This window comes from Empedobacter sp. UBA6305, from assembly GCF_002440405.1.
GTDB classification, from domain to species: domain Bacteria; phylum Bacteroidota; class Bacteroidia; order Flavobacteriales; family Weeksellaceae; genus Empedobacter; species Empedobacter falsenii_B.
In genome coordinates this window covers 80,592-94,493 of record NZ_DJTP01000009.1, presented here as the reverse complement: position 1 = coordinate 94,493, position 13,902 = coordinate 80,592, and the positions used below count along the sequence as shown (strand labels likewise).

Annotated in this window: 13 protein-coding genes; all 13 read right to left on the bottom strand. The window is 35.0% G+C overall.

All coding sequences use genetic code 11. From position 1 onward, the window contains the following. Nucleotides 1-7: 7 nt before the first annotated feature. Entirely contained in the window at nucleotides 8-1,900 is a 1,893-nt protein-coding gene (gene nuoL / locus B3M86_RS02940) for an NADH-quinone oxidoreductase subunit L (RefSeq protein WP_125348901.1), read from the bottom strand. A gap of 2 nt (nucleotides 1,901-1,902) precedes the next feature. Then, nucleotides 1,903-2,229: an NADH-quinone oxidoreductase subunit NuoK gene (gene nuoK / locus B3M86_RS02935; protein WP_125348900.1), complete on the bottom strand. Its 327-nt coding sequence runs from the start codon at nucleotides 2,227-2,229 to the stop codon at nucleotides 1,903-1,905. A gap of 16 nt (nucleotides 2,230-2,245) precedes the next feature. Further along, entirely contained in the window at nucleotides 2,246-2,764 is a 519-nt protein-coding gene (locus B3M86_RS02930; RefSeq protein WP_125348899.1) for an NADH-quinone oxidoreductase subunit J, read from the bottom strand. Continuing rightward, the gene (gene nuoI, locus B3M86_RS02925; RefSeq protein ID WP_038333352.1) at nucleotides 2,764-3,264 is read right to left on the bottom strand and encodes an NADH-quinone oxidoreductase subunit NuoI; all 501 of its coding nucleotides are present in this window, start codon (nucleotides 3,262-3,264) and stop codon (nucleotides 2,764-2,766) included. The genes B3M86_RS02930 and nuoI overlap by 1 nt, the downstream gene beginning before the upstream one ends. A gap of 22 nt (nucleotides 3,265-3,286) precedes the next feature. Continuing rightward, a complete protein-coding gene (gene nuoH / locus B3M86_RS02920; RefSeq protein ID WP_019974862.1) occupies nucleotides 3,287-4,336 on the bottom strand; it encodes an NADH-quinone oxidoreductase subunit NuoH in 1,050 nt (349 codons plus the stop codon). A gap of 25 nt (nucleotides 4,337-4,361) precedes the next feature. Continuing rightward, nucleotides 4,362-5,444, bottom strand: coding sequence for a 2Fe-2S iron-sulfur cluster-binding protein (locus B3M86_RS02915; protein ID WP_038333449.1), 1,083 nt, complete (start codon nucleotides 5,442-5,444; stop codon nucleotides 4,362-4,364). A gap of 7 nt (nucleotides 5,445-5,451) precedes the next feature. Further along, nucleotides 5,452-6,810 (bottom strand): NADH-quinone oxidoreductase subunit NuoF, encoded by a 1,359-nt coding sequence (gene nuoF, locus B3M86_RS02910; RefSeq protein WP_221854711.1) that lies wholly within the window; start codon nucleotides 6,808-6,810, stop codon nucleotides 5,452-5,454. Further along, complete coding sequence (gene nuoE, locus B3M86_RS02905; protein ID WP_115002287.1) at nucleotides 6,810-7,301, bottom strand: complex I 24 kDa subunit family protein; 492 nt, start codon at nucleotides 7,299-7,301, stop codon at nucleotides 6,810-6,812. Before nuoE ends, nuoF begins: the two co-directional genes overlap by 1 nt. Before the next feature lie 15 nt (nucleotides 7,302-7,316). Continuing rightward, a complete protein-coding gene (locus B3M86_RS02900; protein WP_038333370.1) occupies nucleotides 7,317-8,558 on the bottom strand; it encodes an NADH-quinone oxidoreductase subunit D in 1,242 nt (413 codons plus the stop codon). A 2-nt stretch (nucleotides 8,559-8,560) separates the two neighbouring features. Further along, a complete protein-coding gene (locus B3M86_RS02895; protein WP_038333373.1) occupies nucleotides 8,561-9,100 on the bottom strand; it encodes an NADH-quinone oxidoreductase subunit C in 540 nt (179 codons plus the stop codon). Between the two features lie 9 nt (nucleotides 9,101-9,109). Continuing rightward, nucleotides 9,110-9,682, bottom strand: coding sequence for an NADH-quinone oxidoreductase subunit B (locus B3M86_RS02890; RefSeq protein WP_038333376.1), 573 nt, complete (start codon nucleotides 9,680-9,682; stop codon nucleotides 9,110-9,112). 29 nt (nucleotides 9,683-9,711) lie between these two features. Continuing rightward, complete coding sequence (locus tag B3M86_RS02885; RefSeq protein ID WP_115002285.1) at nucleotides 9,712-10,077, bottom strand: NADH-quinone oxidoreductase subunit A; 366 nt, start codon at nucleotides 10,075-10,077, stop codon at nucleotides 9,712-9,714. A gap of 227 nt (nucleotides 10,078-10,304) precedes the next feature. Continuing rightward, nucleotides 10,305-13,673: a transcription-repair coupling factor gene (gene mfd / locus B3M86_RS02880; RefSeq protein ID WP_291048853.1), complete on the bottom strand. Its 3,369-nt coding sequence runs from the start codon at nucleotides 13,671-13,673 to the stop codon at nucleotides 10,305-10,307. Nucleotides 13,674-13,902: the final 229 nt, after the last annotated feature.

Here is a 13,902-nt window from a genome sequence, read left to right as displayed (position 1 = left end):
TACTAACCTATTTTGAAATTAAATACCCCATAAAAAAGATTGCGATACCTGCCACGATTCCAACAACCATTAGCATAATATAGAATCCTACATTTCCGTTTTGTAGCTGACGTACATTTTTTGATGCGCGACCAGAAACAGTTCCAACTCCTAAAACAAAAGCTGCAATTCCTGCTTTTTCTACATATTTTTTCAAGACATCACCCAACTCGAACAATGGTTTTACAATTGCATTGTCATATAACTCGTCGATGTACCATTTGTCTTCAAAGAATTTTGCAATTCCTGTTGCTTCACCATCTACATGGTTTGTGTATTTCTTGATTGCATAATAAATTGCACCAAGTACACAAAGTAATAAAGCTCCCATCATCATCCATTCTGTTGCATGAGAAACATGATGAGCTTCTCCGATTGATACAACTCCACTTAAGAAAGTTTGAAGTTTATGTCCGTCTTGCATAAACAACGCTGGAATTCCGATATAACCTGCAAAAACAGAAAGAACTGCTAAGATGATTAATGGAATTGTCATTGCAGCTGGACTTTCATGCGGATGAGCTTCTTTATCTCTTAAATCTCCTAAGAAAGTCATTGCATATAAACGGAACATATAGAATGCTGTCATCACAGAAACGATAAATCCGATTCCGTAAACAACTGGATTAGAAACAAACATTCCTAATAACATTTCGTCTTTCGAGAAGAAACCTGATAAACCTGGAATACCAGCGATTGCCAAACATCCAATCAAGAAAGTGATATGTGTAATTTTCATGTATTTGCTCAAACCTCCCATTTTGCGCATATCTTGCTCGTGGTGCATTCCGTGAATTACAGAACCTGCCCCTAAGAATAATAATGCTTTGAAAAATGCATGCGTCATTACGTGGAAAACTGCTGCGATATACGCTCCAGATCCAATTGCTGCGAACATTAATCCTAATTGAGAAACTGTAGAATAAGCCAATACTTTTTTGATATCGTTTTGACGCATTGCAATCGTTGCAGTAACAAAAGCTGTTGCAATTCCTACGTACTGAATAACTTGTAATGTGATTGGTGCTGCCGAAAATAATTCGTTACAACGTGTAATCATAAAGATACCTGCTGTTACCATTGTTGCAGCGTGAATAAGTGCTGAAACTGGCGTTGGTCCTGCCATCGCGTCTGGTAACCATGTGAATAATGGTAATTGAGCCGATTTACCTGTTGCTGCTAAAAATAACAATAATGTAATTCCTGTCAATACAAAACCTGTAAATGCAGATGGATCAATTGCTAATTGGCTGAATACTTTTACATATTCTAACGTTCCAAATTCTTTGAAAATCCAAAACATCGCCAATAAGAATCCAACATCTCCGATACGGTTCATGATGAAAGCTTTCTTTGCTGCTTTGATATATTCTGGATTTGTAAACCAAAAACCAATTAATAAGAATGAACAAAGTCCAACCCCTTCCCATCCAATAAACATCATCACAAAGTTGTTTCCCATTACAAGAATCAACATGAAGAAGATGAATAAATTTAGGTAAGAAAAGAATTTTGCAAATCCTTTGTCTTCGCTCATGTAAGCCGAGCTGTACACGTGAATTAAAAATCCAACTCCTGTAATAATTAACAAAAACAAACTCGTTAATGCATCAATTTGAAATGCAAACGGAACTTGTAAAGTTGGAATATTGATAATATCAAATGCCTTAAAAATTAATGGTTGTGCATCTGCTCCTGATGGAACTGACATAAAAACCATGATTGATAAAATGAAACTTGCCAAAACTGCTCCACTTCCGATGAAAGTAACTAAGCTTTTTGAAAGTACATTTCGTCCTAAACCGTTAATCAAAAATCCTATGAATGGAATCAAAGGAATTAACCATATATACTGCTCCATTCTTAACCTTTTAAACGATTTAACACATTAATATCTACCGAGTATACTTTTCGGAACAATAAAATTATTACTGATAATCCTACAGCAACCTCAGCTGCGGCTACAACCATAATAAAGAATACTAAAAGTTGTGCATCTGTTCCTTTTTCTAATACTGAATTTGCGTGATAGTGCATTTTTGAGAACGCTACTAACAACAAATTCACAGAATTTAACATCAATTCTATACACATAAAAATGACAATTGCGTTACGACGTAGCATAACACCTGCCATTCCTATTCCGAATAGGATTAATGATAAAGTAATATAATAACTGATTGGTAACATCTTTTACTTTTTATATTTAATCCAATAATTCTTCGTCCTTTTTCGATAACATCACCGCTCCAATCATTGCAGAAATAAACAAAATACTGCTCAACTCGAATGGTAAAACATATTCTGAATATAACAATGATCCTAAGTTGTGAATCAATCCTAAATCACCTGTTCCCATTTCTACAGCTGTGTTTGCAGAAGCTTGATTTTGTGAGAAAATACCAATTGTCAAGGCAACAAATAACAAAGAGATTAAACTCGCTGCTACTATTTTTGCTGGTCGACCAAATGATTTCTTTTCACTATTCAAGTTCATCAACATCACCACGAATAAGAACAATACCATAATTGCTCCGGCATAGACAATGACATTTACAATTGCCAAAAACTGTGCGTTTAGCAATACATAATGTCCGCTGATGCAGAAGAATGTTACGATTAAATATAAAATGGAATGTACAGGATTTTTACTGAACACCATTAGTAGCGCACTTAACACCGTTAAGCTCGACAAAACATAGAATAAAATGATAGGTAATTCCATTAATTTGTAGCTTTTTTCGGGATTAATAAATCTTCTTTCGAATAGATAAAGTTTTGACGTTTGAAACTTGCTGGTGGAACTGTTTGCGATAAATAAACAGCATCTTTTGGACAAGCTTCTTCACAGAATCCACAGAAAATACAACGTAACATGTTAATTTCATATTTCGCTGCATACTTTTCTTCACGGTAAAGGTTTTCTTCACCAGGAAGTCTTTCTGCCGCTTCCATTGTAATCGCTTCTGCTGGACAAGCCAAAGCACAAAGTCCACAAGCCGTACAATTTTCGCGATCTTCTTCGTCTCTATTCAAAACGTGTAATCCTCTAAATACAGGACTAAACGGTCTTTGTTTTTCTGGATAACTAATTGTTGCTTTCTTCGAAAAGAAGTGCTTCAATGTAATCATCAACCCTTTTGCGATAGAAATCAAATAGATACTTTCCCAAAAAGTAAGGGGTTTACGTTCTACTTGTTTTACTCTATTTGTAATTGGTTTCATACTTTTAATGATTTTGATGATTCTACTTGTTTAATAATAAAATCACTAAGCCTGTAATTAACATATTGATTAATGCTAAAGGCAATAATTTTTTCCAACCTAAATCCATTAATTGGTCATATCTGAAACGAGGAATTGTCCAACGCACCCACATATAGAAGAAGATGAAGAAACAAGCTTTACCGAATAATGAAAGGAAATTAAGAATTGCCGTTCCATTCACTCCGATAGAGTTTACTAATGTTGCATCGTCTACAAATGGGATATCGTATCCACCAAAATAGATGGTAGAAATTACCACAGAACTGATAAACATGTTGATGTATTCTGCAAATAAGAAGAATCCCATCTTCATCGAAGAATATTCTGAGTGATAACCTCCAATTAATTCATTTTCTGCTTCTGGTAAATCGAACGGAGTACGGTTAGTTTCTGCAAACGAACACACCAAGAAAATGATAAATCCTAATGGTTGTAATAAGATAAACCATGCATGTTCTTGTTGATAATGTACAATATCACTCAATTTTAGAGAACCTGTCATCATCAAAATTGTGATTAACACAATTCCCATTGGTAATTCGTACGAAATAATCTGCGAAGCTGCACGCAAACCTCCCATTAAAGAGTATTTGTTGTTCGATGCCCAAGCACCAATCATAATTCCATAAACACCTAAACTTAACACACCTAAAATGTATAAAAACCCGATGTTAACATCTGCAATTTGAGGAACAACTACACGATCTCCAATCTCGAAAGCTGTCGACCATGGAATAACTGCACCTGTCATACAAGCTACAATCATTGCCAAAGATGGACCTAAGATGAATAAAAATTTATTCGAATCTTTTGGTGTAATTTCCTCTTTTGAGAATAATTTTAAACCATCGGCAAGTGGTTGTAATAAACCAAAAATACCTGCACGGTTTGGTCCGATACGATCTTGTAAGAATGCTGCAACTTTACGCTCAGCCCAAGTAGAGTACATGGCAACAACTAATGCAAAACCAATCATTACGCCTACTAAAGCTAACTTTTCTAATGCATCAGCAATAAATTCTTCTGTCATTTTTGTTAATTTTATTTACGAATGATTAATCTTTAAAATCTTTACTTGTTGCTGGTCCATCAATTTTAGATAAATCACGATTTGGTTCATTTACTTCTGAAACCGAGTGAATATCTAATAAAATCTTTGGATCGCGTTTGATTACTTTCGGAAGTGTTTCTTTTGGCTCCACTTTATTCTCAAAGTAATGACCTTGACGAACAACAGAATCTTTAGAAATTTCTGATGGTTTTTCTAACGTCCAATCGTTGATATCTTTTTTATCGAAACGACATGTGTTACAAATCCAATCTTTTACTTCGTTAAATTCATCTTTGCGAGCTGTTACACGGAAAACTTCATTCCCACGGAACCACACTTGTGCTTTACCAGAACAAGTCGGACAATCGCGATGCGCATCAACTGGTTTCAAGAACCAAACACGATTTTTGAAGCGGAACGTTTTATCTGTTAATGCTCCTACTGGACAAACATCAATAATATTTCCGATGAATTCGTTATCTAAACTTTTGTTGATATGCGTTGAAATTTCAGCGTGATCTCCACGATTCATTACGCCATGCTCACGACAACCTGTGATTTGATCCGCAGTTTTTACACAACGATAACACAAAATGCATCGGTTCATGTTCAACTGAATATTTGGACCTAAATCTTCTTTAGGGAATGTACGACGATCAAATTCGTAACGCGTCGCTTCTGCTCCGTGTTCGTAACTTAAATCTTGTAATTTACATTCTCCTGCCTGATCACATACTGGACAATCTAAAGGATGGTTGATTAATAATAATTCAACAATACCTTTACGTGCCTCAACTGTACGCTCAGACGTTTTATTGCCTACAACCATTCCATCCATAACTGTTGTACGACAAGACGGAACCAATTTTGGCATTGGGCGAGGATCTGCTTCACTACCTTTTGATACTTCTACCAAACATGTTCTACAGTTTCCTCCTGTATTTTCTAATTTACCGTAGTAACACATCGCTGGAGGTGCTACTTCTTTACCAATCATACGAGCGGCTTGAAGGATCGTTGTTCCCGCAGGTACTTCAATCGTTTCGTTATCGATAGTAACTTTAAATAATGGTGTTTCTTCTGCCATCTTCGTATTAATTTGCGGTTTCTTTAATTTCGATTGGATCAGCATAATGTGCTAAACCAAAATTACGCGTCAAACATTCTTCCGGATTATTAATATGCCATTCAAACTCATCACGGAAGTGACGAATTGCCGCTGCTACTGGCCAAGCCGCTGCATCTCCTAATGGACAAATTGTATTTCCTTCGATTTTACGTTGAACATCCCATAACAATTCGATGTCAGACATTTTTCCTTTTCCTTCATCGATTCGTTTCAAGATTTTTTCCATCCAACCTGTTCCTTCGCGACAAGGTGAACATTGTCCACATGATTCGTGACGATAAAAACGAGCTAATGTATACGTATGGTAAACAACATCTTGATCTTCATCTAAAACAATAAATCCTCCAGAACCCATCATTGTTCCTGTTTGGAAACCTCCTTCTGATAAACTTTCGTAATTCATGTAACGAGGTTTACCTTCGGCAGTTTTTAACAATAAGTTTGCTGGAACAATTGGCACAGAACTTCCTCCAGGAATACATGCTTTAAGACGTTTTCCGTTTGGAATACCTCCACAATATTCGTCTGAATAAATAAATTCTTCAACCGTAATTGTCATATCAATTTCATAAACGCCTGGTTTATTAATATTACCACAAGCTGAAATTAATTTTGTTCCTGTAGAACGTCCAACTCCAATTTTAGAATACGCTTCTCCTCCAATTTCAATAATTGGAACAATTGCAGCAATTGTTTCTACATTATTTACAACCGTTGGTCTTCCCCATAAACCTTTAACAGCTGGGAAAGGTGGTTTAAGACGTGGATTTCCACGTTTACCCTCTAACGATTCTAACAATGCCGTTTCCTCACCACAGATATAAGCTCCACCTCCACGTTGAACATAAATTTCGCAATCGAAACCTGTTCCTTGAATGTTTTTACCTAACCAACCAGCAGCTTTTGCTTCGTCGATTGCTTCTTCTAAAATTTCTGCAACCCACGCATATTCTCCACGGATATAAATAAATGATGTATTAGAACCTAAACAGAATGATGAAATCAGAACTCCTTCAATTAATAAATGAGGAATATATTCCATCAAGAAACGGTCTTTGAACGTTCCTGGTTCAGATTCGTCTGCATTTACCACTAAGTGTCTTGGAACACCTTCTGGCTTTGCCAAAAAGCTCCATTTCATTCCAGTTGGGAAACCTGCACCACCACGACCTCTTAAACCAGAAGTTTTTACTTCTTCTAAGATTTCATCAGTTGTCATTTTAAATGCTTTTTCAGCATTTGCATAACCACCGTTTTCGCGGTAAGCTTGATACTGACGAATTCCTGGAACATCAATATTTTTTAACAGTAATTTTTGTCCCATTATGCTAATTTTTTCAATTCCTCGATTAATTCGTCTACTTTCTCGATCGTTAAATTCTCACGATACGTTTTTCCTAACTGTAGCATTGGCGCGTAACCACATGCTCCTAAACATTCGGCTGGTTTTAATGTAAATAAACCATCTGCCGAAGTTCCACCAGCTTCAATATTTAATTTTGTTTTGATGTGTTCAATAATTTTGTCTGAACCTCTTAACATACAAGGTCCTGTTTGACAAACTTCTAACACAAATTTCCCTACAGGATTTAAGTTAAACATCGAATAAAATGAAGCTACTTCGTAAACTTCTACTGGTAAAATTTCTAATACTTCTGCAACATAATCTAAATGAGGAGTGTCTAACCAACCACCAAACTCAGCTTGTGCGACATGAAGTAAAGGAATCAATGCACTTTGTTTTTTATCCGATGGATAACGTGCAATGATTTTATCTACTTTTTGTTGTGTTTCTTCTGAAAATTGAATTGCCATTTTTAATAATTTTTATTAAGCATCTAATTCTCCAGCAATCAAATTCAAACTACTCATTGTGATAATGGCATCTGAAATCATTGATCCTTCAATCAATTCTGGATAAGCTTGATAATAAATGAAACAAGGTCTACGGAAATGTAAACGGTATGGCGAACGTCCACCATCAGAAACGAAATAATAACCCAACTCACCATTTGCAGCTTCGATTGAATTATAAATTTCTCCTTTTGGCATATCTACCTCTCCCATAATAATTTTGAAGTGATAGATTAACGCTTCCATTTTTGTGTAAACATCTTTCTTTAGTGGTAAATAAAAGTCTGGAGCATCAGCATGATATTGCGTTGCTTCTTCTCCTTCTAATGCATCAATTTTTGCAATTGCTTGTTTAATGATACTTAAACTTTGCCACATTTCTTGACCACGAACTAAGAATCTATCGTAACAATCTCCCGTTGTACCAACTGGAATATCGAATTCGAATTCTTCGTAACGAGAATATGGTTTCGCTACACGAACATCATAATCTACACCAGCCGCACGTAAATTTGGTCCTGTGAAACCATAATTTAATGCACGTTCAGCCGAAATTCCTCCTACTCCTTGCGTACGATCCATAAAAATACGGTTACGTAAAAATAAGTTTTCAAACTCTGTTAAGACATCTGGAAACTCTCTCACGAAACGATGGATTTTTGTCCAAGCAACTTCAGAAAAATCACGTTCGAAACCACCGATACGACCAATATTTGTTGTTAAACGAGAACCACAAATTTCTTCGTAAATCTCATAAATCAACTCGCGGTATTTCATCATATAAAGGAATCCTGTAAATGCTCCTGTATCAACACCCATAATCGAGTTACATACAATATGATCTGCCATACGAGCCAATTCCATAATGATAACACGCAAATAAGAAACACGTTTTGGAACTTCAATTCCAACGAATTTCTCAACTGTCATGTGCCAACCTAAGTTATTTAACGGCGCCGAACAATAGTTCAATCGGTCTGTTAAAGGTGTAATTTGGTACAAAGGTTTGCGTTCAGCAATTTTCTCAAAAGCACGGTGAATATACCCAACTGTAGGAACCGCAGATTTGATGATTTCACCATCAATCTCTAAAATATTTTGAAATACCCCATGTGTTGCAGGATGCGTAGGTCCTAAGTTTAAGGTAATTGTGCTTTTTTCTAACGAACCATCTGGAAGATCAAGATGCTTTAATTTTTTAGTTTTCTCTTTTCCCATGGTTAATTTGCTTTTACATTAAAACCTCCGTAATTAAAATCTCCACCACGACCAAACATATCGTCGTCTTTGTCTTTACGTGTTTGATCCTCTAATGGGAACTCTTTGCGTAACGGATGATAATCCATTTCTGGAACATTCATGACACGAATTAAATTTGGATGTCCTACAAAATCAACTCCATAGAAATCATACGCCTCGCGCTCTAACCAGTTAGCTGTTTCGAATAATTTAGTTGCGGTAAAAATCGAAGGTTTTTCGATTGGTAAAGCAAATTTTAATCGAACCTCAACTCCTTCATATAGATTATAAACTAAATAGGTTACAACCAATTCTTCTCCAACATTATTAGGATAATGAATAGCAGTTAAATCCTTCAAAAATTTGAAAGATAATTGCTCATCATCATATAAATATTGTAAAATCTTTAGATTGAAATCTTTGTTAGCGTATAAAGTCAATACACCGAAATGCTCTTCGTATCCGTATATATTTTCTTGAAACTTCTGAACCAAACGGTCTTTTATAAATGAATTGTCCATTATTTCAACTTATTTAATTCCATAACTTGCTAAAAGTTGTTGATATTCTTCGCTACTTCTGCGACGAACACTTTCGCTCTCTACCAACTCCTGAATACGCATTACACCATCGATAATTGCTTCTGGACGAGGCGGACAACCTGGCACATATACGTCTACTGGAATTACTTCATCAATTCCTTGTAAGACCGAATATGTATCAAAAATTCCTCCCGAACTTGCACAAGCGCCAACAGCAATCACCCAACGAGGTTCTGCCATTTGGATGTAAACTTGCTTCAGAACTGGTGCCATTTTTTTAGAAATTGTACCCATTACCATCAACAAATCGCACTGACGAGGCGTAAAAGCCAAACGCTCAGATCCAAAACGTGCCAAATCGTATGTCGAACCCATAGTCGCCATAAACTCGATTCCGCAACAACTTGTCGCAAATGGTAAAGGCCAAATAGAGTTTTTACGCGCTAATCCAACTACTTTTGATAGTTGCATCGCCATAAAACCTTCACCTTCAAAACCTCCTGGAGACTCTACAATCTTCACATTGGTATTGTGTGTTACTGGTCTTTTATTATGAATCATTATACTATTATTTTAGAATTTTAATCGCTCTATTTTTCCCAATTAAGAGCTCCTTTTTTGCGTACATACAAGTACATCACAAAGAATAATCCAACGAATGTTACAACTGCTGCAAAACCTTCCCAACCTAACTCTTTAAAATTCGCTGCATATGGGTAAAAGAAGATTACCTCTACGTCGAATAACACGAATAAAATGGCTACTAAGAAGTATTTAATTGCAAATGGCTGTCTTGCATTTCCAACTTTCTCAATCCCAGACTCGAAATTCTCTAATTTTTCGTCTGTCTTTCTCGATGGCCCAAGAAAATGCGTCGCAACGATAGTACCCGCTACAAACGCAAAAGCAATCACAAAAAGAATGAGAATAGGAATATAACTTGATGCTGTTTCCATAACTACTTTACTATTTTTCCAACTAATATTTTATCGATAAAAATAATAATAAAATATCATATTATTTATGTGAATTAGTTTTCAGTAAGTTGTAGTTCTTTATATGATAAATTATATATTATTTATTTATATCGGAAGTTTGATAATTGAATAAAAAAAGGAGAACTAACAACTTGGTCAATTCTCCCTATGTATTTTATTAGATTACTAATTAAAACTTAAAAAAGTTAATGAATTAATAAATTTTGTAGACCTTGTAGTGCTTCATTCACAGTTTTAATATGTTCAAATCGTACTAACAATGTTGGGTACTCTTCTCCTTTTTTGGGTGATTTTTCCTTAAAACTGATGTTTTTAGGGTTATTTTGAACGTAATTTAAAATTAATCTAAATTCATCTGACTGATAAAATTCGCTTTGTGGTTTATTAATAAAATAAGCCAATAAAACACCATTTTTCATCACCAAACGTTCGAAACCTAATTTTTTACTGATCCATTTCAGTTGAATTGATTCCAATAAATTTTCGGCTTCAATTGGTAATTTTCCAAAGCGGTCAATCAAATTATTTTTAAACGTTTGTAAATCTGTTTCAGTTTCGACATCAGCTAATTCTTTGTACAGCAATAAACGCTCTTCCGAACTTTCAATGTATTCGTCTGGGAACATAATTTGTAAATCCGAATCAATTTGCACATCCGACACATACGATTTTACTTCTTCCGATTTTTGATCTTCGAACAAATCTTTGAAATCCGTTTCTTTCAATTCTTCTATCGCTTCATTCAAGATTTTTTGATACGTTTCGAATCCAATATCCATCATAAATCCTGTTTGTTCAGCACCTAAAAGATTTCCAGCTCCACGAATTTCTAAATCTTTCATCGCAATATTGAATCCTGATCCTAAATCAGAAAACTGCTCAATTGCTTGCAAACGTTTACGCGCTTCGTCCGTTAAAACCGAAAGTGGTGGCGCAACCAAATAACAAAACGCTTTGCGGTTACTACGACCAACACGTCCACGCATTTGATGCAAATCTGCCAAACCGAAATTCTGCGCATCATTAATTAAAATCGTATTCGCATTCGGAACATCTAAACCAGATTCGATAATAGTTGTTGACACAAAAACATCATATCGACCATCAATAAAATCGAGTAAAACGGCTTCTAATTCTTTCCCATCCATTTGTCCATGACCAATCGCCACACTCGCATCAGGAACTAATCGTTGTACCATTCCAGCAATATCTTTTAACGATTGCACACGATTGTGAATGATATAAACTTGTCCACCACGTTGCATTTCATACATAATCGCATCACGGAAAATCTCTTCATTAAAACCAACCAATTGCGTATCGACAGGTTGTCTATTTGGTGGAGGAGTTTTGATAACCGATAAATCACGCGCAGCCATCAACGAGAATTGAAGTGTACGCGGAATTGGCGTCGCAGTCAAGGTTAATGTATCAATATTTTCGCGAAGTGTTTTCAATTTATCTTTTACACCAACACCAAATTTGTGTTCCTCATCCACAATTAATAATCCCAAATCTTTGTATTCAATTTTTGGATTAACCAATTGATGCGTTCCTATCACAATATCAACTTGACCAGATTTTAAACCATCTAAAACAGCTTTTTTCTTTGCTCCTGTTACAAATCGATTGAGATAAGCAACTTTCACAGGCAAATCTCGTAAACGCTCTGAAAATGTCTTGAAATGTTGAAAAGCTAAAATCGTTGTTGGCACTAAAACAGCAACTTGTTTTCCATCAACAGCTGCTTTCATCGCCGCACGAATCGCAACCTCTGTTTTCCCGAAACCAACATCTCCACAAACCAAACGATCCATTGGGCGTTCAGATTCCATATCCGTTTTTACATCTTGCGTCGCTTTGTACTGATCGGGCGTATCTTCATAAATAAAAGATGCTTCCAACTCATTTTGCAAATACGTATCAGGCGAATACGCAAAACCTTTTCTGGCACGGCGTTTCGCATATAATTTAATCAAATCGAAAGCAATTTCTTTTACTTTAGCTTTGGTTTTATTCTTTAAATTTTTCCAAGCTGGAGATCCAAGTTTTGAAATTTTTGGCTCAGCGCCATCTTTTCCTCTAAACTTTGCAATTTTATGCAACGAATGAATATTAACATACAGAATATCATTATTTTGATAAATCAATTTGATTGATTCTTGCGTTACGCCATTATTATTCAATCGTACCAAACCTGCAAATTTTCCGATCCCATAATCTATATGCGTCACAAAATCTCCAACTTGCAACGAATTGATTTCCTTTAGCGTAATCGCTTCTTTTTTGGAAAATGAATTTCGAAGATTGAATTTATGATATCGACCAAAAATCTGGTGATCTGTATAACACGTTAATTTGATTTCTTCGTCAATAAAACCTTGATAAATAGATCCCAAAACGGGAATATATGAAACTTCTTTTCCGATATCATCAAAAATTTCTTCGAAACGTTTGATTTGATTTTCATTGGAACAAATCAGTGCATTTTTGAAACCTTCGGCTTTATGCTCATTCAAATCATCAATTAATAACTCGAATTGCTTATTAAAACTTGGTTGAGGTTTGAATGGTGATTCTATTTCTTCAACTGTTTCAAAATAAGATTTCATGGAACATTCAATAACTCCATAAGATGAAATTTGTTGAAGAAATGCATTCTCATTCAAAAATAAATGATTCGGTTCTGCTTGTTTAATTTCTCCTTTCAATTCTGAAAAAGCAACTTCCGCTTGTTCAAAATTCTTGGTGATTTGTTTCGCTAAAACAGAAATATTTTTCGCGATAACTAAACTATCTTTCGAAATATATTCTAAGAAACTTTCTCGTTTTTCGTTAATCGATTTACTCTCAAGATTTGGAATAATCGTAATTTCTTTTGTCGTTGCAATGGACAATTGATTCTCGATATCAAACGTTCTGATGGTTTCCACCTCATCACCAAACAACGAAATTCGATAAGGATGCTCATTCGAAAACGAAAAAACATCTATAATTCCACCACGAATCGAGAATTCTCCCGGTTCAGAAACAAAATCAACACGATGAAAATTATAAGAAGATAAAACCTCCGTTAAGAAATCAATTCCTAAATCATTTCCAACCTTCACTTTAAGTGTATTCGTAGAAAGCGCTTTTTTTGTCACTACTTTTTCAGACAAGGCTTCCGCATATGTCACCACAATTTTTGGGCGTTTCGAATGCGATAATACATTTAAAACCTCTGTTCTAATAACAACATTTGCATTATTTACTTCCTCAATTTCGTAAGGACGCTTATAAGAAGACGGAAAAAATAGAATTTGTTCTTTATCAAACAAAGTTTCCAAATCATTTAACACATAAGCCGCTTCTTCTTTATCATCAAAAATTAGAATCGTAGGACGCGCAACACGATCATATAAATGACCAGTTATAATGCTCAATCCTGAACCTAAAAAACCTTTGATATTGACTTTATGCTGTGGATTATTTTTAAAATTGACAATAAGCTTCTGTACGAAATCTGAAGAATCGTATAAGCTAAAAACGTTGTGAATAGTTTTCTGTTCCAAAGTTTTGCAAATATAAAATTTTATAAACTTATTTTTAAACAATCTTTAAAAAAAGCAATGTTAAAATGCGAATTTTCAATTAATGAAAATTTTTCGGAAAATTTATAAAAAAAGTTGAGCTAAGTTAAAAAAATTAATCCTAGCTTTGGCTTATCAAAAAAAGAAAATGAAATTAGTTCACAACATTATCAACTTGATTATTTTAGTCATTCTTATCCCAGGGAGTGGT

Coding starts and splice junctions, on each gene's coding strand:
- nuoL (WP_125348901.1), bottom strand. CDS start 1,900: ATGGAGCAGTATATATGGTTAATTCCTTTGATTCCATTCATAGGATTT.
- nuoK (WP_125348900.1), bottom strand. CDS start 2,229: ATGTTACCAATCAGTTATTATATTACTTTATCATTAATCCTATTCGGA.
- B3M86_RS02930 (WP_125348899.1), bottom strand. CDS start 2,764: ATGGAATTACCTATCATTTTATTCTATGTTTTGTCGAGCTTAACGGTG.
- nuoI (WP_038333352.1), bottom strand. CDS start 3,264: ATGAAACCAATTACAAATAGAGTAAAACAAGTAGAACGTAAACCCCTT.
- nuoH (WP_019974862.1), bottom strand. CDS start 4,336: ATGACAGAAGAATTTATTGCTGATGCATTAGAAAAGTTAGCTTTAGTA.
- B3M86_RS02915 (WP_038333449.1), bottom strand. CDS start 5,444: ATGGCAGAAGAAACACCATTATTTAAAGTTACTATCGATAACGAAACG.
- nuoF (WP_221854711.1), bottom strand. CDS start 6,810: ATGGGACAAAAATTACTGTTAAAAAATATTGATGTTCCAGGAATTCGT.
- nuoE (WP_115002287.1), bottom strand. CDS start 7,301: ATGGCAATTCAATTTTCAGAAGAAACACAACAAAAAGTAGATAAAATC.
- B3M86_RS02900 (WP_038333370.1), bottom strand. CDS start 8,558: ATGGGAAAAGAGAAAACTAAAAAATTAAAGCATCTTGATCTTCCAGAT.
- B3M86_RS02895 (WP_038333373.1), bottom strand. CDS start 9,100: ATGGACAATTCATTTATAAAAGACCGTTTGGTTCAGAAGTTTCAAGAA.
- B3M86_RS02890 (WP_038333376.1), bottom strand. CDS start 9,682: ATGATTCATAATAAAAGACCAGTAACACACAATACCAATGTGAAGATT.
- B3M86_RS02885 (WP_115002285.1), bottom strand. CDS start 10,077: ATGGAAACAGCATCAAGTTATATTCCTATTCTCATTCTTTTTGTGATT.